The organism is Fibrella forsythiae (genome assembly GCF_017353175.1).
Classification (GTDB): Bacteria; Bacteroidota; Bacteroidia; order Cytophagales; family Spirosomataceae; genus Fibrella; species Fibrella forsythiae.
Genome location: NZ_JAFMYW010000001.1, coordinates 778,946 through 800,493 on the forward strand (window position 1 = coordinate 778,946; position 21,548 = coordinate 800,493).

The window sequence follows — 21,548 nt, forward strand, 5'->3', positions numbered from 1 at the left end:
CAACAGCAATATAATGCAAAAAAGGGTCAGGTACGTGCTAACACAAACAACAGGCAGCATCCTAGTTTTGTCTTATTCTTTCACTGTAAAACATAACCTGTTCATGACCCCTACGATGCAGCCAACCATGACACCGACTATGCAACCTGCCATGATTCCCGACAATGCGCATACCGATATTCCGGGTAATCCATCCACCGCCACCAGCAGCACCCAACCGTTAAATGACCGTTCAAACGGTGCCCCTCTTCGTGTGCTAACCGAAGCTGACTGGACATTCTGGCGCGAGAATGGGTACGTCATCATCAAGCAGGCCGTTCCCCGCGAGCAGGCTGAACGCCTGGCCCAAACGATCTGGGCATTTGAAGAGAAAGACCCCACCGATAAAGCCACCTGGTACACGCCACCCCGCGCCGAAATGCGGATGAAAGAACTGATCGGCTCGGGCATGGTCGAGCTATACAACCACCAACACGAGTGGGACAACCGGCAGACGCAGCGGGTTTATGACGCCTTTGTGGATGTGTGGGGAACCGAAAAACTATGGGTCACTATCGACCGGGCTAATCTCAATTTCCCGCTGCAGCCCGGTCAGCCCTTCAAGGGGTTTATTCACTGGGATTATGACCCCGAAACGCGCCCGGAGAACGTGCAGGGCGTGTTGGCCCTCGCCGATCAGACCGACGAAAACATGGGTGGTTTTCAGTGCATCCCTGACTTATACCGAACCTACGACACCTGGAAGCTGACTCAGCCCGCTGACCGCGACCGGTTTAAGCCCGACACAACCGGCTTCGAGTTGGTGAAGGTGAAGCTCGAAGCGGGCGACCTGCTCATCTTCAACAGCACCCTTGCTCACGGTATCCGGCCCAACCATTCGACGGATAAAGTGCGCATTGCCCAATACATTTCCATGATGCCCGCACAGGAAGATAACGAAGCACTTCGCCAATGGCGCATCAGCTCCTGGCGCAACCGGCAGGCACCCGAAGGCTACGCGTTTCCCGGCGACCCTCGCAACTGGGAAAAGACCCGCTACCAAACCGCCGAACTGTCAGACTTGGGCCGGAAATTACTGGGGCTGGATTCGTGGGAGTAGTGGATGTATCAGCATACGGCTACAGCGCACATTGTCGCTTGCCTGCGGCGAGTGACAACGAAAGTACTTTTTAGACGGTTCGGTATGCTGGCGGGACGGTCCGCCACTGCGGGGCTACGCCGGAATGTTGTATTTTTGCCGGATGAAACCCCGATGACATGACGGGTGTTAGGAATGAATATGAAAAAAGTGGCTTTTTACACGCTTGGCTGCAAGCTGAATTTCTCGGAAACCTCGACCCTCGCCCGCATGATGGAGAAAGAGGGTTACGAGCGCGTGGAATTCAACCAGCAACCTGATATTTTCATCATCAACACCTGCTCGGTGACCGATAACGCCGATAAGAAATGCCGCAAGATCGTTCGGGAAGCCCAGAAGGTAAATCCGGATGGGTTTGTGGCCATTCTTGGCTGCTACGCCCAGTTGAAGCCCACCGAAATTTCGGAGATTCCGGGTGTCGATGCCGTGCTGGGAGCCGCTGAAAAATTCCGGTTAGCCGAGCTGATGCCGACGTTTACGAAAGCCGCCGTTGGCCAACCGGGGCGGGTGTTGAATTCGAACATTGAAGAAGCCATCGATTACCACGCCGCCTATTCGCTCAATGACCGCACCCGCACGTTTCTGAAGGTGCAGGACGGCTGCGATTATCCATGCGCCTACTGCACCATTCCACTGGCGCGTGGCAAAAGCCGGTCCGACACAATCGAAAACGTAGTTCGGGCCGCCCACGAAATTGCCAGTCGTGGCGTGAAGGAGATCGTACTGACGGGCGTGAACATCGGTGATTTCGGACTGGTGAACGTAGCTGGACAGGCTCCGCAACGTACCCAGACGTTTCTGGAATTGATTCAGACGCTCGACGAGGTGGAGGGCATTGACCGATTCCGCATTTCGAGCATCGAGCCAAATCTGCTGACCGACGAGATAATCGCGTTTGTAGCCCAGTCGAAACGATTCGTGCCGCATTTTCACGTGCCGCTTCAGTCAGGCTCCAATACGGTGCTGGGGCTGATGCGCCGCCGGTACAAGCGTGAGTTATACGCGGAACGGGTAGCCAAAATCAAGTCGCTCATGCCGCACGCCTGCATTGGTGTCGACGTGATCGTGGGACATCCCGGCGAAACGAACGACCTCTTCCGTGAGACGTACGAGTTTCTGACTGAACTATCGATTTCGTACCTGCACGTGTTCACCTATTCGGAACGGCCCAACACCATGGCCATCACGATCAAGCCGGTAGTGCCCGGTCAGGTACGTGCCGAACGGAGCAAGATGCTGCACATTCTGTCGGATAAAAAGCGGCGTGCTTTCTACGAATCGCAGATCGGGCGGACGGCTACGGTGCTGTTTGAAGACGACATAGACGAAGCAACCGGCCGCATGCAGGGCTTCACCGAAAACTACGTTCGCGTGGTGGCCAACTACGATCCACTGCGCATCAACGAGTTGGTTCCCGTTCATCTCTCGGCCATTAACCCGGAAAGCCTGGTGGAAGTGACAGAACCGGAACCAGTGTTCGCCACGCATTGATAGCCTGGATCCAGTCTCCCTCTGATCATGAGCAGATAGTTAACAAAGCAGCCTGTAGCATACATCCTCAAAGACGTACACTACAGGCTGCTTTAGTAAGCACGGCATACAGCGCATTCAGTGGTTTACTAAACCCTACCAAACGGTGATTCGCTCCTGTTCGGGCTTATACATTTTGTTGCCAGGTTGTACATTGAAGGCTTTATAGAACGGCGTGAAGTTCATCAGTGGCCCGTTTACCCGCCATTTGGCCGGTGAGTGCGGGTTAGTGTTTACGTACATGCGCATAAACTCATCCCGCGTTTTGACGCGCCAGATTCGGGCAATCGAAATAAAGAAGCGCTGGTCGGGCGTAAAGCCGTCAAGTTTTGTGGTGTCTTTTCCCTGCTCTGTCAGTTTAAAGGCGTCATAGGCAATGGCAACGCCAGCAATATCAGCCGTATTTTCACCCACCGTCAAGGCACCTTTAATGGATACCGAATCCAGTACGGTAAACTTGTTGTACTGATCGATAACCTGTTGTGTTTTCGCTTTGAATTTGTCGTAGTCGGCCTTTGTCCACCAGTTTGTTACATTGCCAACCTTGTCAAACTGCGCTCCCTGATCATCAAACGAGTGCGTGATTTCGTGGCCAATCACCATACCGATGCCCCCATAGTTCAGCGCATCATCGGCATACAAATCAAAATAAGGTGATTGTAAGATGCCGGCCGGGAACACAATTTCATTCAGGGGCGGGTTGTTGTATGCCGTAACCGTTGGCGGGGTGGTATGCCACTCGGTTCGGTCTACCGGCATACCTACTTTACCCACCCGGTTGAGATACTCATTTTTAATGGTGGCCAGCCGGTTTTCAAAATAGGTGTCCCGTTTTACGGTCACAGCCGAATAATCTTTCCATTTATCGGGATAACCAATTTTCTGGTTGAAAGCGTACAGTTTCTCTTTAGCCTTTGCTTTGGTAGAGTCGCTCATCCAATCCAGCTTGTTGATGCGGGCTTCAAACGCTTTTTTGAGGTTATCAACCAGCACGGCAATCCGCTTTTTGGCATCTTCCGGGAAATATTTTTTCACGTACAGCTGGGCCAGGGCATCACCCAGGGAGCCATCGACCGCCTGGGTCATTTCTTCGGCCCGCGTTTTTTTAACGGCCTGACCCGTCAGAATTTTTGTGTAGGCAAACGACGCATCGACAAACGGCTGGCTTAAGAAATTAGCATAATTAGTGAGCGCATGCGCAGTTAGATAGACCTTCCAGTCGTCGATAGCAACCGCAGTCAGCATTGAATTCAGTTTATCGTAATAAGGCGGCTGCCCTACATTGACTGAATCAGCCTTTACGCCCAAAGTCGTTAGCAACAAAGGCCAGTTCAGCGCAGGCTGTTTAGCCGACAGGTCGCTGATCGCCAGTTTATTGTAGTTGGCCTTTACATCTCTTCGTTCGATATTGGTTCGGTGGGCGGCGGCCAACTGCTTCTCGATGTCATACGCAATAGCTGCATTTTTCCGGGCAATCGCTGGCTCCGTCCCCGTCAATTCAAACAAACGGGCAAGGTAATTTCGATACGCTTTCTGAATGGCGATCGTCGAAGAATCGGTTTTTACATAGTAATCCCGTTCCGGAAGACCAATGCCTGTCTGTGAAAATTGAGCAATGTTGACCGTACTCCGTTTGTTGTCAGGGCCGACGTTAAAGCCAAGGACGGACCCATTACCTACTTTCTGTTCGTCAGCGACCAACCTCAACAGGGCAGGCACATCCGTCACGGCCTGAATGCGGGTCAACAGGGGCCTGATCGGTTCGTACCCTCGCTTATTGATCGCGGCCGTATCCATCCCTGACGCGTAAAAATCACCCACTTTCTGTTCAATGCTTCCTGCCGGATTGTTGGTGGCCGCAACGCTATCCAGAATTGCCTGCAGCCGGATCCGTTGCGGGTAATTCATAAAGGAATACGCGCCAACACCGGTCTGACTAGCCGCAATTCGGGCGGTATCATACCAGATGCCGTTGGCGTACATAAAAAAATCATCGCCCGGTTTTTTAGACGCGTCAATGCCCGAAACCACGACGCGTTTTCTATTTGTAATGGAGTTTTGCCTGCAGGCACCTGCCAATAACAGGGCGAGCGAGAGGTATACCAGTCTTTTCATGGGTTATCCTATAGAAGTGTTGGTCAATATAGTCAGACAAATTCAGGTTGGGATGGTAAACTATACTGATTAGCTCGCAACACAGAGCAGCAAGCCCGCCCCAACGGCCAGCGTTGACAGCATGAGCGAAGGCTCTGCCCCAAGAAGCGTTATAAACTCGTGTACCTCGTCGGCGTGTGAGCGCACATTATCAACTACCAGTAAACAACCCGATTGCTGGGTCAGCAGCCGGATCAGATCGGGCAAATAGCCAACATAGGCGGGCCGCTCTGCGTCTAAGAAAATTAGTTTGTAGATTGGTTCTGCCTGCGCCAGAAACAGGCCAGCATCCTGGGTTATGCACTCAACCCGGTCGGCCAGCCCAAACTGACGCAGGTGCTCCTGCGCAAGCGCCGTTCGGGCGGCATCGATATCAATTGTCGTTAATCGGCCGTTCGTGGCTTCGAGTGCGTCGGCTATCCAGAGCGTAGAAAACCCATTGGACGTACCCAGTTCCAGAACACGTTGAGCCCGTTGCGTTCGGATCAGCATGGCCAGCAGCAAAGCCGATTCAGGCTCCAGATTACGCCAGCGCTTCAGCCGATCGGGCTCCGCAGCGTCGTGAATCCGGAAGGTCTGATACAGCTCAAGGAGCTGACGTTTTCGCAGAGAATTCATAGCCAGTCAGGGTTTCTACAGGGTAAGTATGTTGCCCAGTCAACGACTATAGCCAACATACCCTATCTTTCACCAATATTTATGCTGCACAACTGACTTTAATTGACACTGGTTTGCCCATGCACTTTGCAAAACTAAGCTGCGCGTTTTTTCTCCTGGTTTTGACTGGTTGCGGTAGCGATAAGTCTTCCTACAAAAGCCAGCCCAATCCGGTTCGCGACTTATTGATTGACCGCATTTTCTGGACACCCAAGGCCATTGCCAACCGGCCGGGGACTCGGGTAAACGAACACCGGTTCTCCATTACCAACACATCCAGTCAGCACCGCTATCGTCAGATACAGCTTCGCTTCGATTATTTCGACGACCACTTCCGGCGGATCGATGAGAAACGGGTCGTTATCGACCGGGAGATAGAAGCAGCAACAGCAGTCGCCATTCCACCCATACAGGCCGGAATTACGCACCCGCTGGCCAGGTCGGCAGAGGTCCGGGTGGAGAAGGCAGTAGCAGACTAGCGTCGATTGTTATCCGTTTAGCTGGCGACTTCCTGTAGGGCATGCAACAGCATGAGAAGGTCGAGTATCACGCTACTTTCCGAACAAGGCAAACAAGCCCTTTTTCGCCCGTAAGCGTAGCGGCGCGTCCGGATGTTGGGCGTTGTAAACGGCCAGTACATCGGCTTCGTGCTGCCGGAAAAACTCAGGATCAAAGTTGGCCTGAGCGAGGTGTTCCAGCACGTAGTGGATCGGGCGCTTTTCGGTGATCCAGCGTGTCCAGACATCCTGTCGTTGCCGGATGCCGAATGCGTTCACGCCCATTACGGCCCCGTTGGCGGTGGTGTAATTGATCCGGATGGCCTTCTGTCCGTTCGGGTGTTCCCAATAGAGCGATTGAATCGTGCCGTTGTCAGGCAGGTTGGCCGGTACGTCGCCGTAGGTCTGGTACTCAATATCGAAGAACTTGGCGGAGTTGAAAAAGACGCCAGGCTGGTAGGGCGTTTTCTTGCCGAGTAAGGTCTGGGCAAGGGTTTCGCCCATAATCCGGCCGGTGTACCAGATCTGTTCCGTCGGTTTGCGGCCCGGGGGTGGCGTTCGGTGCTGCACACAATCGCCGATGGCGTAGACGTCAGGTACGTTCGTTGCCAGGTACGTATCAACCAGGATGCCCCGGTCTGTCTCCAGGCTGGTTCCCTGCAGCCAGCCAATATTCGCCGACACGCCCACCGACACCCCTGCGAACTGGCAGTTGATTCGCTGTCCGGTACTGGTTGTTACGCTACCGATTCGGCCATTGCCATCGTCATGGATGTCCGTTACCTCTGTTTCCAGCTGCAGGTCAACGTGGTGTTCGCGAATATGACGGGTGATCATCGCCGATTCTTCGACGGGCAACACACTCCGCCAGAAACCAGACTCGCGTACCAGAAATGATACCGGAATCTCGCGCGAGAGCAGCATTTCGCAAAGTTCAATCCCGATCAGCCCGCCACCAATCACCACCGCCCGGCTTACCAACGTACCTGATTCTTTGGCATCGGTCAGGGCTTCCATCTGCTCCAAATCAGGCATACCGTACAATCCCTGCACACCTCGAAGGTTTGTTTGCAACACGCCAGGGCGGTTAGGCGACGACCCTACGGCGAGGATCAACACATCGTACGAACGCGTCAATTCGGCTCCGTCGGTGGGTTTGGTCGTCAGCTGCTTGTTGTCAAAGTCGATCCCTGTTACATGAGCTCGAACCAGATCGATGCGGTTTTTCGACCAGAACCAATCTTCGTAGGGTTTCGTATGCGCGTAGGTCATGTGCCCCATGTAAATGTACATGAGGGCTGTTCGCGAGAAATGGTGGTCGGTTTCCGACGAAATAACGGTGATCCGGTCATCGCCCCCTTTACGAAGTTCGCGGGCGGCGGTGATACCGGCAATACCATTACCAATGATGACGATGTGACGCATGTATGACTACTTACGATTACAGTGGTCGACTTACAAATGTGCATTACTTCGGTCAACCTTCGTCACAATATACGGGTGTTTTGCGGGTAGGGTTCAGCGCGGCGTTATATTGCAACTATTTCCTGACTCAATAGACTATGTCTTCTTCTCCCCTACGCGTTCTGGTTGTCGGCTGTGGCAACATGGGTGCCTCCCACGCCACGGCGTATCATACCCTCGACGGTTTTCAAATCTGCGGCATCGTATCGACCGGCCAAAGCAAGTACGCCCTGAACGATAAACTCGGCGGTGGTTACCCTCTTTTCGACGATTACGCGAAAGCCCTCGTTGACACTAAACCCGATGCCGTCTGTATCTCAACGTACCCAGACACCCACGAAGCTTTTGCCATCATGGCCCTGGAAGCGGGTTGTCACGTGTTTATTGAAAAACCCCTGGCCGATACCGTCGAAGGGTCAGAACGAGTAGTGGCCGCAGCGGTGAAAGCAGGCAAAAAAGTGGTGGTGGGCTATATTCTTCGCGTGCACCCCTCCTGGGCCCGGTTTGTAGAAGAAGCCCAGAAGCTGGGTAAACCGCTGGTGATGCGCATGAACCTGAACCAGCAAAGCCACGGCTATATGTGGACGGTTCACCGCAACCTGATGAAATCCCTGAGCCCCATTGTCGACTGCGGCGTACATTACATCGACGTCATGTGCCAGATGACCCGCTCGAAACCAGTTTGGGTATCAGCCATCGGTGCCAGGCTAACCGACGATATTCCAGCCGACAATTACAACTACGGACAACTTCAGATGCGTTTCGAAGACGGGTCTGTTGGCTGGTACGAAGCCGCCTGGGGACCGATGGTCAGCGAAACGGCTTTCTTCGTGAAAGACGTGATTGGTCCGAAGGGTTGCGTTTCCATTGTAGCAAAAAATGCGGGCGCGGGCGGAAAATCCGACGATGTTGATTCGCATACCAAGACCGAATCGCTCCGGGTCCATTCTGCTCAGTTAAACGCCGATGATCAGTTTACCCAGCCCGACACCTGGATCGACATGCACGACGAGCCAGATCATCAGGAACTGTGCAACCGCGAACAGCGCTACTTCCTGAAGGCCATTCAAGAAGACCTCGACCTGACCGATCACCTGGCCGACGCCGTCAACAGCCTCCGCATTGCCTTCGCCTGCGACGAAAGCGTACGCACCGGCGAAGTCGTACGGTTGTAAAAGAGTAGCTGAATCAGGCTTTTCAGCTTTTCGTGATTTGGATGGGGCGTTACGCTTGTGGCCAACTCGACTCACCATTTCCCGGTACGCTTACTTTTTTGGGCACTCGCTTCGTTAGTTGAGTAGTGCTTTTACTGTATCACGTAGTATCTGACTCACAGTTAATTTTATACCTCATCTGTATGCAAAGACGTACTGCTCTTCGGGGCCTGACGATGGCACTGGGTGGCCTGGTTTCGCTGCCAGCCTGGGCGACGGGCTGGACACCTGAGTCGATCGGCCCAGTTTCGATTGGTTCCGTCGATGACGAGACGCTACTTGGCGAAATCGTTGAGACGATTATTCCCGAAACGACCACACCCGGCGCTAAATCGCTTAAAGTGCATCAGTTTGCCATGCGCATGATTCAGGATTGTTATGGCGAACCAGCTCAAACGGCGCTGAAGCAGGGCACAGTACTGACGGAATCGACTGCACAGCAATTGTTCACCAAGTCGTTTGCTGACTGCGATGCCAGCCAGCGAAAAGCAGTGCTGAACGCCGTTGCCACCTCGACAGACCCCGCTGGAAAAGCCTTTGTCAACCTGATCAAACGGCTAACGATTCAAGGGTATACGAACTCGGAATTTTACCTGGTGAATGTGCAGAAATTCAACATGGCACCGGGCTATTACCATGGTTGTATACCCGTTGAAAAGCTGACCGCTGCGGGTAGCCGGTAGGTACGTTCGGCTTTTTCCGTTTTATCTCTACTCCAATCGATTATGTCTTTTCTGAATATAGATTCCGTTAAAGAGCGCACGTTCGACGCTATTGTTATTGGCTCAGGCATCAGCGGAGGCTGGGCAGCTAAAGAGCTCACCGAAAAGGGATTACGTACCCTCGTGCTGGAACGGGGCCGCGACGTGAAGCACGTTACCGATTACCCCACGACCATGATGCAGCCCTGGGAGTTCGCTCACTTGGGATCACTGTCGAAAGAGTATATCGATGCCAACCCTGTTGCCAGCCGCTGTTACGCCAACCGGGAAGATGCCAGTCACTTCTTTGTGAAAGACGCCGACCATCCGTACGTTCAGGAAAAACCGTTCGACTGGATTCGTGGCTATCAGGTGGGCGGTAAGTCTCTGATGTGGGCACGCGGAACGCAGCGCTGGTCGCAATATGATTTTGATGGCCCGGCCCGCGATGGTTTCGCGGTGGAATGGCCCATTAGCTACGCCGAACTTGCCCCCTGGTATAGCCACGTCGAGAAATTTGCGGGGATTTCGGGGAATAAAGACGGACTGGCACAATTGCCCGACGGTGAGTTTTTGCCGCCGCACGAACAGTCATGTATCGAGAAGCACTTCACCGATCAGATGGCGGCCCGGTATAAGGGAACCCGCCCCGTGATCATTGGTCGTTGTGCGCACCTGACCAAACCGCAGCCTATTCACCTGAAGCAGGGCCGGGGTCAGTGCCAGAACCGGTCACTATGTCAACGGGGGTGCCCCTACGGCGGCTACTTCAGCAGCAACTCGTCGACACTGCCCTGGGCTGCAAACACGGGAAGGCTTACCCTCCGACCCGATTCGGTAGTGCATTCGATCATCTTCGACGAAAAAAAGAACAAGGCTACAGGCGTACGGGTAATTGACGCGCACACGAAACAGGTGACGGAGTATTATGCCAAAATCATGTTCGTGAATGCCGCCTGCTTAAATAGTAACCTGATTCTGCTCAACTCGACCTCGCACCGTTTCCCGAATGGACTCGGCAACGATAACGGCCTACTCGGCAAGTACGTCGCGTTTCATAACTTCCGCACAACGATCTCGGCCGAGCACGACGGCTTCCAGGACACCACCACTGACGGCATACGGCCCAATGGCAGTTATATTCCCCGTTTCCGTAACGTATTCAAGCAGGAAACCGATTTTCTACGCGGCTACGCGGCGGGCTTTAGTGGCTATCGATCATCGGAAACAGATACGTCGGGCCTGGGTGAAGACTTGAAGAACAGCCTTATGCAGCCTAAATACGGCCCCTGGCGGGTTGGCTCGCACATGATGGGCGAGACCATTCCGAAAGAGTCGAACTACGTGGCGCTGGATTCCGCTCTGACAGATGCCTGGGGCATTCCACAGCTCAAAATCTCGGTGGCCTACGACGACAACGACGAGAAAATGATCCGCGATTTCCACGAACAGATGTCGGAGATGCTAACGGTATCGGGCTTTAAAAACATCCGTACCAACGACAAACCCGATAAAGCGCCGGGGCTCGACATTCACGAGATGGGTGGCGTTCGGATGGGGAAAGACCCGAAAACGTCGCTGCTGAACAAGTGGAATCAGTTGCACCACTGCAAAAACGTGTTCGTCACCGATGGAGCCTGCATGACCTCCACCTCGACGCAGAACCCTTCGCTCACGTTCATGGCCATTACCGCCCGTGCGGCAAATCACGCCGTAGGCGAATTGAAGCGAGGGATGCTCTGATTCACCCTTTCTTTGCCCTGGCAACCTGCTCGATACAGCAAGCCAGGGCATTTTTTTGATATACTTTAAAGAGTGAATTACTGATAGTAAGCTTCGCGAGTCGAAGAGCACGACTCGCGAAGCTTACTATCAGTAATTCCTTATAAATACCCCCCTTTCCCTTTCGCCCTTTCCCCACTCTAATGCGCCTCAACCTCCCTGGTATTTTTCTTCTCTGCCTCCCTCTTGTTGGCTCACTTTCACCTACTGCCACAGCCTTGCCCCTGCCGACAGCTGTAGCTATCGCGTCGAAACCTGTTGCTATTACGCTCACGCTCGTAAGTAATGACGCAAAGGCGGGATCACGCATGGCCCTGACGCTGAAAAACACGGGCGATACGCCGCTGCCAGCTTCCGGTTGGCGGTTGTTCTTCAATGGAGGATCCTATGCCAGCACCGACGCCAATCAGGCTAGCGTAAAGCAGGTAAATGGCGATTTGCACGCACTAAGCCCAGGGGCGGGCTTCTCGTCGATTGCTCCGGGTCAGTCAGCCACCCTAACCGTTTCGTCACGCCGGCTCCGTAACCGGACCGACTTCCCGTCTGGATTTTACATCGTTTTTGACAAAGATCCTGCGCAGGCTTTTCCAATCGAATTGACGGCGACCCTGGGTGATTTGTTCGAAGCATCAGACCGAAAGCTGACCGAGCGTATTTATAGCCAAAACACGGCGATTCAGCCCATTCCTGATGAGCAATTGACCAAGGTCTTTCCAACCCCAACTTCGTATCAGGAAACGGGACAGCCGTTCGTACTCGACGGACAGACCGTGATTGTGTCGCCTGCCGAGTTTACTCCCGAGGCCAATTTTCTGGTCGCGAGCCTTGTTCCGGTGGTCGATAAAAAGCTGACGGTCAAAACGCAGGCATCGGGCAAAACGATTACGCTTAGCAAAAACCCGTCGATTACCGTCGAAGGCTATGAATTGCGCGTAAACCAGGACGGCATTCAGATCTCTGCGTCTTCACGCGCGGGGATTTTCTACGGTATTCAGTCGCTCCAGACGCTTATCCCGGCCAGTGCATTCACCGCGAAAGCTAACTCCGTTCGGTTGCCGGGTTTAGTTGTCAAAGACGCCCCTCGCTTCGGTTATCGTGCGTTGATGATGGATGTGGCGCGGAATTTTCAACCCAAATCAGAGGTAATCAAAGTGCTGGACCTGATGGGTTTATACAAGCTCAACGTATTGCATCTGCATTTCAGCGACGATGAAGGCTGGCGGGTGGAAATGCCGTCTCTTCCTGAACTGACCACCGTTGGCGGAACCCGTGCCTACAACGCCGATCAGACAAAAAGCCTGCTTCCCTCCTACGGTTCCGGCCCGGATGCCAGCAACAAAGCAGGCACGGGTTTCTACACAAAGGCCGATTTTATCGAGATCCTCAAATACGCCCGCGACCGGCATATCGAAGTAATTCCGGAGATTGAATCGCCGGGCCACGCTCGCGCCGCGCTGCGGGCAATGGATGTCCGGTACCAAACCCTGGTGAAAGCGGGCAAGAAGGCTGAAGCCGAACAGTATCTGCTGCGAGATCTGGCCGACAAATCGACGTATGAGTCAGTGCAAGGCTGGAATGATAACGTGATCGACGTAGCGCTCCCCTCAACCTACGCGTTCCTGGAGCGGGTAGTCGATGATCTGACAAGCATGTACCGCGAGGCGGGGGCTCCATTGAAAACGATCCACGTTGGCGGTGATGAAGTACCGCAGGGCGTTTGGCAAAAATCACCGGCTGTGCAACGGCTGATGGCGGGCAATTCAGCGGTCAAATCAACCGATGATCTGTGGTATTATTATTTCGGCAGGCTGGGTCAAATGCTCAAAAAGAAGGGCCTGTTTCTGTCGGGTTGGGAAGAAGTTGGCCTGAAGAAAGTGGTGCAGAACAACAAGTCAGTCTGGGTGCCCAACCCCACATTCGTGCCCGAAAAATTCCGGGTAAACGTATGGAAAAACGAACCGGGATCGGGCGCCGAAGACCTGGCCTACCGGATGGCCAATGCTGGCTACAAGGTTATCCTGACCGGGGTTACGCACCTGTATCTCGATCTGGCCTATAACCCACTATCTGAAGAAGCCGGGCAATATTGGGGCGGGTACGTCGACATCGACAAACCGTTCTACTTTATCCCCTACAACTACCTGCGCAACCTGAAAGACGATAATACGGGACAGCGCATTGATCAGAACCGAATAAGGAGCCGGGAGATGATCACGGAGAAAGGCAAGGCTAACATCGTCGGCATTGAAGCGCCGCTCTGGGCCGAGACAAACCGAAGCACACCTCAGTTTGAATACAAGCTCCTGCCCAAACTACTGGCCGTTGCCGAGCGCGCCTGGGCTAAAGACCCCGAATGGGCCCGCGAAAAAGACGAAAGGAAGAGTGAGCAACTGTATAATCGGGCCTGGTCAGAATTCCTTCACACAGTTGGCAAGCGGGAATTGCCCCGGCTCGACTCGTTCGCGGGTGGGTTTCAGTACCGGATTCCTACGGCAGGAGCCAGCATCGTTGCTAATAAGCTGATGGCCAACACACAATTTCCCGGCCTGACGATCCGCTACACCACCGATGGCACAGAGCCCACCGCGGCCAGCCAGGTGTACACGGCTCCGTTGCCATTTACCAGTACGACAAAGCTCCGGGTATTCAACTCGGCGGGTCGGGCCGGACAAACGGTAACGATCAAAAAGTAACGTACCTGATTACCACCACTCACCTTAGCCATTTTTACCGTGGAAGACTATTCGATTGCCCCGCCCCAACTGGCCGTTCCAGAGACAGACAACCGTTTTTTGTCACTCGACGTGTTCCGGGGGCTAACCGTTTGTTTCATGATCGTGGTGAATACCCCCGGAGCTGGTGCCACACCGTTTGCCCCGCTCAACCATGCCGACTGGCACGGCTTCACCCCGACCGATCTGGTCTTTCCTTCCTTTTTATTCGCTGTTGGCAACGCCATGAGCTTTGCCATGAAAAAGGTTAGTGCGCTGGGTACGTTGGCCGTACTGGGCAAAGTGGCAAAGCGCACGGCATTGATCTTTCTGCTCGGGTACCTGATGTACTGGTTTCCGTTTTTCCGGCTGAGCGATTCGGGCGATGTACTCAGTTTCCCGATTGGCGAAACCCGCATTTGGGGCGTGTTGCAACGTATTGGCGTGTGCTACGGCCTGGCCTCGCTCATGGTTTATTTCTTCTCGACCCGCACGGTTTTCTGGCTGAGTGTGGCTTTTCTGGTGGGTTACTGGCTGATGCTGCTTGGCTGGGGTGACCCGGCCGATCCGCTAAGCCTGCTGGGTAATGCAGTGCGCAAACTCGACCGGTTCATGCTCGGCGATGATCACTTATACCACGGCAACGGCGGCGTAGCTTTCGACCCTGAAGGGCTGCTAAGCACGCTGCCCGCCATTGTCAACGTCATCATTGGCTTTTACGCCGGTCAGTTTGTGCAGCGGGTGGGCAAGAACTACGAAAGCGTAGCAAAGCTGCTGCTGACCGCTGCCGCGCTGATCTTCCTGGCCCTTTGCTGGGATATGGTGTTCCCGATCAACAAAAAGCTCTGGACCAGCTCATTCGTGCTGCTCACCACCGGCCTCGATCTGGCTATTCTGGCAACGCTGATCTACGCCATCGAGATCAGACGCTGGAACAGGGCCAACTGGACACAATTCTTTGTCATTCCCGGCAAAAACCCACTCTTCATTTATCTGCTGTCCGAAGTACTCGTGATTATCTGCTACATGATTCCGGCGGGGGATGGCGAAAGCGTACAGGGCTGGGTTGGCACGCACGTGTTTCAGACTATCGCGCCCGGCCCGGTGGGTTCGTTGCTCTTCGCGCTCGCCTTTATGCTCCTATGCTGGAGCGTTGGCTGGCTCTTAGACCGCCGCAGAATTTACATTCGGGTTTAAGCGCTTTTGTGCGTTGCGTTGCTGACTCTCCCCTGGCTTTGCCATCACCCAAAATAAACAGCGTACGTAAGCGCATACACTCGATAAAGCCTCCATCCGTATAGCGTTGAGCCGTATAAAGGGTTACTTTCCCGACAGAAAACAAACGGGCGGCACCATGTTAAAGCAGTTACTGGAGTTTAAAGAAACAGACCGGAAATGGCACATACCCGTGCTGGCAGGCCTTAGCGTTGGTATTCCCATTCTGGCGGGCTACTTCACCGGAACATTGCCGGGGGGCAAACTGGCATCAATGGCCGGACTCGTCATTCTGTACATTCACTCGATCCGTATTGCCAACCGGCTCATCATCCTGATGGCCTGCTCGTTTGGCATCATGGTCTCGTTTTCAGTGGGTAGTCTGTTCAGTTTCAATCCGCTGTTGGCACCACTGCTCCTGGGTCTATACGCATTCGTTGTTCATGTAGCCCTCTATTACCTGAAGATGACCCGTCCGCCAGGCAATTTCTTTTTTATCATGATTGCGTCGGTTGCCATTTGCCTGCCTTTCAAACTATCAACCATTCCGCAAAACATTGGCTTCATTGGCATTGGCACGATGATCTCCTTCGCCCTGGCAGTGGTCTACAGTTTACTGACGATAAAGAGCCATGCCGATGACAGTCAGACGGTTACTGTTGCAAAAAGCAAGTACGTCAACCTGATCGAATCAGCCACATTCGGGTCCATGGTTGGTATTGCCCTTCTGATCGCCAATCTGCTAAAACTCGAAAATCCGTACTGGGTGCCCACATCCTGCGCCGCCGTGATGCAGGGCGTAAGTACCAGGCATATCTGGCAACGCAGCGTGCAGCGTATTCTGGGTACGTTTATCGGACTGGGGGTTACGTGGGTCATCCTGTTGTTACAGCCATCGCCGCTGATGCTGTGCCTGGGCATTATTGCCCTGCAACTGATCGTCGAGTTTCTGGTGGTGCGCAATTACGGATTAGCGGTCATCTTTATCACCGTTCTCACTATTTTCCTGGCCGAATCGGGCCAGTCACTAGCCGTAGACCCGACAGCCCTGATCATTGCCCGATTTATCGATATTTTCATTGGCAGTGTTCTTGGTGGTATTGGTGGCTGGATGCTGTACAACGAACGACTTCGGTACAAAGCCACCCGCCAGATGCGCCGCACAAAAATCCTTATAGCCGGCCGGAGGTGAGGGGGTTCGTCAACCTGGTTTCGCGCTACATGTTTCAACGGCCTGGCACCAGCATCACGTAGTACATCCAATTTCCCAGCCCATGCCCGCACTTCTTTCCTTACTGATCTTTCTTTTCCCATTCCTCACACCCAGCCAGCCAACTGATTCGGGGCAGCGCATGGCAACGGGGCATCTGCCGGTAGTTGTAGCTGACCAGGCAGGAACGGTGCATCTTACCTTCGGACAGGACTCTACAATTTATTACGCCAATACCAATGGGCAGCCCGGCAGTTTTTCGCCACCTGTGGCCGTAGCATCGTTGCACGGCCTGGTTACCACGGCCAAACGCGGGCCACAAATCGCCGCAACCGACAGCTACGTTGTTATCACGGTTGTAAACAAGATTGGCGATCTGTTTGCCTACACATTGGATCGTCGCGCCGGAAAATGGTCGGGGGCAATCCGGTTGAACGACGTCCCTGACGTGGCCAAAGAAGGGTTTCAGGCCGTTGCCAGCGCGTCATCGAGCACCTTCCACGCCGCCTGGCTCGATCTGCGCGGCAACGGGCAAAACAAGATCGTGGGTACAACCTCGACAGATGGGGGACGTACCTGGGCAGCTAACCGAATCATTTACCAATCGCCTGGTGGCTCGGTCTGCGAATGTTGCCGGGTGTCTGTTGCCGCGCGGAACAACGACGTTTACGTTCAATTCAGAAACTGGCTCGACGGCTCGCGCGACCTGTACCTAGCCCACTCTTCCGATGGCGGACGTACCTACCCCTCGGTACAGAAACTGGGCATCGGCACCTGGCAACTGGCGGGCTGCCCAATGGATGGCGGCGGGCTCGCGTTAACCCCATCTGGCAACCCGACAACGGTATGGCGGCGCGAAAACACGCTCTATACCTGCCAGCCGGGCAAACCGGAAACGCCTCTCGCCACCGGACAAAACGTGACCCTCGCCAGCGGCCCGGCGGGAAACGTTATGGCCTGGGATGAGAACGGCACGGTCTGGCTTCAACACGGCAGCAACGTACCTGTGGCCCTAGGGAAAGGTAAGATGCCAAGCCTGGCCCTTTCCGGTAAGTCAACGGTCTGCGTTTGGGAGGCTGATGGCCAAATCATGAAGGAAGCAATTGCAGTAAAGAAGTAGGTATACCCTGCTCAACCAGCTGACAACTACGGGGACATTATCGCGCTGAGTAAATGGCTAAAATCATCATTATTGAGGACGAAGCGAGTATTCGCGCTGCCCTTCGCGACATTCTGGAGTATGAAGGCTACGAGGTTGATGAGGCCGAAAATGGCCTGGTAGGCATTGAAATGCTCGTAACAGACTACTATGACGTGGCACTCTGTAATTTGAACATGCCCAAGATGCATGGATTCGATGTGTTATTTCACGCACATGAAGCAGGCGTGAGTACACAAATAATCGTTATCACGGCCGTCGGCACCGTTGAAAATGCTATCGAATCGTCCAGACTTGGTGCGTTTGATTTTATCGTGAAACCACCCGACTTAAGCCGGTTGTTAAAAGTTACCGCAGATGCTGTTGAACGCTATAAACGGGCAGTAGCGAATCGACTGGCAGGGAAAAAAATATACAGAATCGGCGAGTTTGTGGGCGAGTCTCCATCAATGCAGGCGATCAGAGCTTGTATTGAGCAGGCAAGTCAGCAACGTGCACCTGTATTGATATCCGGTCCTTCCGGCGCTGGCAAGGGAATGGTGGCCCAACAGATTCATTACAAAATCAGAAACGCCAGAAGGCCGCTAATTACGGTGAACTGCGCAGCCATTCCGGATGAATTACTCGAAAGCGAATTGTTTGGTCATGAAAAAGGTGCCTTTCCGGGAGCAGCCAGCCGACGGATCGGTAAAATTGAGCAGGCAGAAGGAGGTACCTTATTTCTCGATGAAATAGGCAGGATAAGCCCGGCGGTCCAGGAAAAGCTGATGCACGCCATTGACCAACAGACATTTACCCGCATCGGAAGTAAAAAAGAACTCAAGCTGAACACCCGCATCATTTCATCGACAGAGAAAGACCTGGTGAGTGAGGTGGAGGCAGGAAATTTCCGGGCCGATTTGTACGATCACCTTCGTGAAATAGCCATTCATCTGCCTCCCCTTTCCAGTCACCGGGAGGATATCCCGCTTCTGATCGACAAGTTTATTCAGGATATCTGCCTGGACTACAACGTACCTGATAAGGAAATAGAACCAGCCGCTTTAACATATTTAACCCTATTACTGTGGGAAGCCAACACCCGTGGACTACGTACTGCACTTGAACGGCTTATTATCATGTGTGAGCAGGTAATCACCCTCGACGAGGCGAAGCTATACGCCTGATAGCCTAGTTTCAAAGGCAGTCAACACAGAACGTAGCCCTGTCACCTAGTTACACCCAGACACTCAAACCCTGCTTTTATGGATAAGTCAGCATCAGATCGGCGGTCTTTTATTAAAACCATAACGGCAGGGATACCGGTTATGGCTACGGCCCCGCTTCCGTCGGTAGCCGCTTCGAGTTCAGTCCCGGCTACGCCCGGCAGGGTACGGCTGAGTTGCAATTTATATTCGTTCAACGAGCCGCTGGTCAACAAAAGCATGACGCTCGAACAGGTACTGGCCTTCTGCGCTGATACCGGTTTCGCGGCGGTTGACCCAACGGCCTACTACTTTCCAGGCTACCCGGTGTTGCCCGACGACAGCTATACGTACCTGATCAAGCGGAAGGCGTTCCGACTGGGGCTCGATATCAGCGGTACGGGCGTGCGCAACGATTTTACCTTACCCGACCCAACCCGACGGAAAGCCGAGATTGAGTTGGTGCGGCAGTGGATTGGTTTCGCGGCCAAACTGGGCGCGCCGGTACTCCGCATCTTCGCGGGTAAGAACGTACCTGAAGGCCACACTCGGGAGGAGGTGACAACCTGGGTGGTCGATGCCATCGGCGTATGCACCAACTACGCGGCCAAACAGGGCGTGATGCTGGTCCTGCAAAACCACGCTGATTTCATTGAAACAGCCGATCATGTCCTGACTATTCTGAAGCAGATCAATTCCGACTGGCTCGCGCCAAACCTCGACATCGGTAGCTTCAAGATCGGCGATCCATACGCCGACATTGCGAAACTGGCACCATTGGCGGCCACATGGCAGGTGAAAGAGAATCTCTTTGTCGACGGGCAGGAAGTGCAAACTGACCTGGGCAAGGTCGTTCGCATTGTTCGCGACTCAGGTTATCGGGGCTATCTGCCCATCGAAACGCTCGGCAAAGGTGACCCCCGTCAGAAAGTACCCGCCTTTTTCGAAAAAGTTCGGAAAGCCCTGTACGATGCCTAGGGAGGCTGGTTGGTGTTGCTTTCGTGCCGATTTGCGTTGCGTAATTCGGCAGCACTACATGCATGTTAAAACTGTATTTCCATGATCGTTTGTGTAGCTCAGACAAAGCCCGTCGCAGGGAACATTCCGGCAAACATTGATCGCCATTGCCATTTGATCGAGCAAGCGGCTTCAGCAGCGGCAGATGCCATTTTCTTTCCCGAACTCTCCCTGACTGGCTATGAACCTACGCTGGCCGCAACGCTCGTTGTAACACCAGACGATGCCCGCCTGGCTGTTTTTCAGCAACTCAGTGATCTACACCAGATCGTCATTGGCGTTGGGGCGCCAACCAGACAAAAGCCGGGAATCTGCATCAGTATGCTTATTTTTCAGCCAAATCAGGCTCAGCAACTTTACTCGAAACAGTATCTCCATTCAGACGAAGAACCCTTTTTTGTCAGCGGAACAGGTTTTCCATCCCTACTGATCAGGAAGCAGCCGATTGCGCTGGCGATCTGCTACGAACTATCTATTCCGGAACATACGGCAACCGCCTGTGCGAATGGTGCAACCGTTTACATAGCCAGCGTAGCTAAATCTGTTCGAGGCGTCGACAAGGCCCTTTCCCGGCTATCCGACATTGCCAGCACGTACGCTATCCCTGTTTTAATGGCAAACTGTGTGGGCGAAGCTGACGGTGAGCTATGTGCCGGCTCGTCATCGATTTGGAACAAGTATGGTGAACGGATTGGGCAGCTGGATGCCGAACACGAAGGCCTGCTGCTCATGGATTCAACTACACAACGGGTGATTGCAAAATCGGGTTAACCCCCATTAATTTGCTTCTACTATCAACTAAGCCGCAACCATGACCTACCACCTATTGAATGGCGATGCCCTGCTTGATCGATTTACGGCAACCAAACTGGAAGGTCAGGTACTCGTTGCCCGGGAATGTCTGATCGAAGGCGACGTGTCGGGCAATTCGCTGGCTGATTTCTGGAATAGCCGGGCTGCGTCTATCGAATCGGCCTATCATGAAAGCAGCGCCACGTATTTCCGGCGGGTTGTCGGTGAGTTTGACAAGCTTCTCGCCGCCCAGGATCAGTCGGACGTTCATTTGTGGTTTGGTTACGATCTGTTCTGTCAGGTCAATATGTGGTTTGTGTTGTCGCTCTTATATAACCAGCCCAGGACATTCAATGTCTTTGCCGTGTACCCTTCGCACCTCAACAGCGACGCCATCTGGAATGATTTCGGAGGGGCAACAGTTGCCGATCTGTTAAGCTGCTTTGCCAGCAAAGTTGCGTTCAGTAACGCTGACATTCAGCTAGGTAACAACTTATGGAACGCCTACAGGCAGCATGATCTGGTCAAACTGGCCGAGCTGTCCATTACCCATTCGCCCTGCTTCCCCTACCTGAACGAGGTATGCCGGGCGCACATCGAACGTTTTGGAAGTCACGGTGAGAAAGGCCGCCCGGAACGGGTAGTAGAAGCCATTATCAGCGGCGGAACAACCGATTTTCCGGCTGTGTTCAGGGCCTTTACCCAGCGCGAGGGCATCTACGGCTTTGGCGATTCGCAACTCAAACCACTCTACGACAACGTGATGGCCCGCTAGGCGGTAAGATACTAACGCCGTTTTTCCAGCTCATCGAGCAGATACTCCAACCCGTTCATTTTGATTTCGTAAAGCGTTTGCAACAACGTACCCAGCTTCCCGGCGGGAAATCCTTTCTGGGCGAACCATTCCAGATACGAGACGGGCAACTGCCGTAATAACCGCCCCTTATACTTGCCGAATGGCATTGGGTAGCGGATCAATTCGAGTAATAACGTTGGGTCGCCCGGGGGTGCTTGTTCAGCCATTTGTTCGTTCAGGATAAATAGGCACATTCGCTTGTACAGAGTATGTGCGGGCACTAAATTACTTCGATAAAAAACAGCATTGCTTTTTAGTAGCCGAACG

At 53.6% G+C, this 21,548-nt stretch carries 18 protein-coding genes; 14 read left to right on the forward strand and 4 right to left on the reverse strand.

The genetic code is table 11. The features are described 5' to 3' along the window. Positions 1-103: 103 nt before the first annotated feature. Together J2I46_RS03785 and mtaB are read left to right on the forward strand one after the other, a co-directional pair. On the forward strand, positions 104-1,099 hold the full coding sequence (locus J2I46_RS03785) for a phytanoyl-CoA dioxygenase family protein (RefSeq protein WP_229379473.1): 996 nt from the start codon (positions 104-106) through the stop codon (positions 1,097-1,099). 180 nt (positions 1,100-1,279) lie between these two features. After that, the gene (gene mtaB / locus J2I46_RS03790; protein WP_207328102.1) at positions 1,280-2,629 is read left to right on the forward strand and encodes a tRNA (N(6)-L-threonylcarbamoyladenosine(37)-C(2))-methylthiotransferase MtaB; all 1,350 of its coding nucleotides are present in this window, start codon (positions 1,280-1,282) and stop codon (positions 2,627-2,629) included. A gap of 135 nt (positions 2,630-2,764) precedes the next feature. Here mtaB and J2I46_RS03795 read toward each other — a convergent pair whose 3' ends face one another. Then, positions 2,765-4,783: a M13 family metallopeptidase gene (locus J2I46_RS03795; RefSeq protein WP_207327594.1), complete on the reverse strand. Its 2,019-nt coding sequence runs from the start codon at positions 4,781-4,783 to the stop codon at positions 2,765-2,767. A 69-nt stretch (positions 4,784-4,852) separates the two neighbouring features. Beyond that, positions 4,853-5,440 carry an O-methyltransferase gene (locus J2I46_RS03800; RefSeq protein ID WP_207327595.1) on the reverse strand — a complete coding sequence of 196 codons (588 nt, stop codon included), beginning with the start codon at positions 5,438-5,440 and terminating at the stop codon, positions 4,853-4,855. 119 nt (positions 5,441-5,559) lie between these two features. Here J2I46_RS03800 and J2I46_RS03805 point away from each other — a divergent pair, with 119 nt between their 5' ends. Then, the gene (locus tag J2I46_RS03805) at positions 5,560-5,958 is read left to right on the forward strand and encodes a hypothetical protein (protein ID WP_207327596.1); all 399 of its coding nucleotides are present in this window, start codon (positions 5,560-5,562) and stop codon (positions 5,956-5,958) included. A gap of 72 nt (positions 5,959-6,030) precedes the next feature. Here J2I46_RS03805 and J2I46_RS03810 read toward each other — a convergent pair whose 3' ends face one another. After that, positions 6,031-7,401 (reverse strand): NAD(P)/FAD-dependent oxidoreductase, encoded by a 1,371-nt coding sequence (locus J2I46_RS03810; RefSeq protein ID WP_207327597.1) that lies wholly within the window; start codon positions 7,399-7,401, stop codon positions 6,031-6,033. A gap of 137 nt (positions 7,402-7,538) precedes the next feature. Here J2I46_RS03810 and J2I46_RS03815 point away from each other — a divergent pair, with 137 nt between their 5' ends. The 11 genes from J2I46_RS03815 (at position 7,539) to J2I46_RS03865 (ending at position 21,200) form a co-directional block, all read left to right on the forward strand. Beyond that, positions 7,539-8,615 (forward strand): Gfo/Idh/MocA family protein, encoded by a 1,077-nt coding sequence (locus tag J2I46_RS03815; RefSeq protein WP_207327598.1) that lies wholly within the window; start codon positions 7,539-7,541, stop codon positions 8,613-8,615. A gap of 182 nt (positions 8,616-8,797) precedes the next feature. Further along, positions 8,798-9,337: a gluconate 2-dehydrogenase subunit 3 family protein gene (locus J2I46_RS03820; protein WP_207327599.1), complete on the forward strand. Its 540-nt coding sequence runs from the start codon at positions 8,798-8,800 to the stop codon at positions 9,335-9,337. A gap of 42 nt (positions 9,338-9,379) precedes the next feature. Further along, positions 9,380-11,098 (forward strand): GMC oxidoreductase, encoded by a 1,719-nt coding sequence (locus J2I46_RS03825; RefSeq protein WP_207327600.1) that lies wholly within the window; start codon positions 9,380-9,382, stop codon positions 11,096-11,098. A 182-nt stretch (positions 11,099-11,280) separates the two neighbouring features. After that, positions 11,281-13,830, forward strand: a complete 2,550-nt coding sequence (locus tag J2I46_RS03830; RefSeq protein ID WP_207327601.1) for a family 20 glycosylhydrolase — start codon at positions 11,281-11,283, stop codon at positions 13,828-13,830. 39 nt (positions 13,831-13,869) lie between these two features. After that, positions 13,870-15,045 (forward strand): acyltransferase family protein, encoded by a 1,176-nt coding sequence (locus J2I46_RS03835; protein WP_310588980.1) that lies wholly within the window; start codon positions 13,870-13,872, stop codon positions 15,043-15,045. A 157-nt stretch (positions 15,046-15,202) separates the two neighbouring features. Continuing rightward, positions 15,203-16,255 (forward strand): FUSC family protein, encoded by a 1,053-nt coding sequence (locus tag J2I46_RS03840; protein WP_207327602.1) that lies wholly within the window; start codon positions 15,203-15,205, stop codon positions 16,253-16,255. An 82-nt stretch (positions 16,256-16,337) separates the two neighbouring features. Then, the gene (locus tag J2I46_RS03845; protein WP_229379475.1) at positions 16,338-17,393 is read left to right on the forward strand and encodes an exo-alpha-sialidase; all 1,056 of its coding nucleotides are present in this window, start codon (positions 16,338-16,340) and stop codon (positions 17,391-17,393) included. A 53-nt stretch (positions 17,394-17,446) separates the two neighbouring features. Then, the gene (locus J2I46_RS03850) at positions 17,447-18,598 is read left to right on the forward strand and encodes a sigma-54-dependent transcriptional regulator (RefSeq protein WP_207327603.1); all 1,152 of its coding nucleotides are present in this window, start codon (positions 17,447-17,449) and stop codon (positions 18,596-18,598) included. Positions 18,599-18,676: 78 nt separating this feature from the next. Next, positions 18,677-19,594: a sugar phosphate isomerase/epimerase family protein gene (locus J2I46_RS03855; protein ID WP_207327604.1), complete on the forward strand. Its 918-nt coding sequence runs from the start codon at positions 18,677-18,679 to the stop codon at positions 19,592-19,594. Between the two features lie 81 nt (positions 19,595-19,675). After that, positions 19,676-20,404, forward strand: coding sequence for a carbon-nitrogen hydrolase family protein (locus J2I46_RS03860; RefSeq protein ID WP_207327605.1), 729 nt, complete (start codon positions 19,676-19,678; stop codon positions 20,402-20,404). A 40-nt stretch (positions 20,405-20,444) separates the two neighbouring features. Continuing rightward, entirely contained in the window at positions 20,445-21,200 is a 756-nt protein-coding gene (locus J2I46_RS03865; protein WP_207327606.1) for a hypothetical protein, read from the forward strand. A gap of 11 nt (positions 21,201-21,211) precedes the next feature. Here the strand turns inward: J2I46_RS03865 and J2I46_RS03870 are convergent, their stop codons facing one another. Continuing rightward, a complete protein-coding gene (locus J2I46_RS03870) occupies positions 21,212-21,448 on the reverse strand; it encodes a DUF3820 family protein (protein WP_207327607.1) in 237 nt (78 codons plus the stop codon). Positions 21,449-21,548 lie beyond the last annotated feature (100 nt).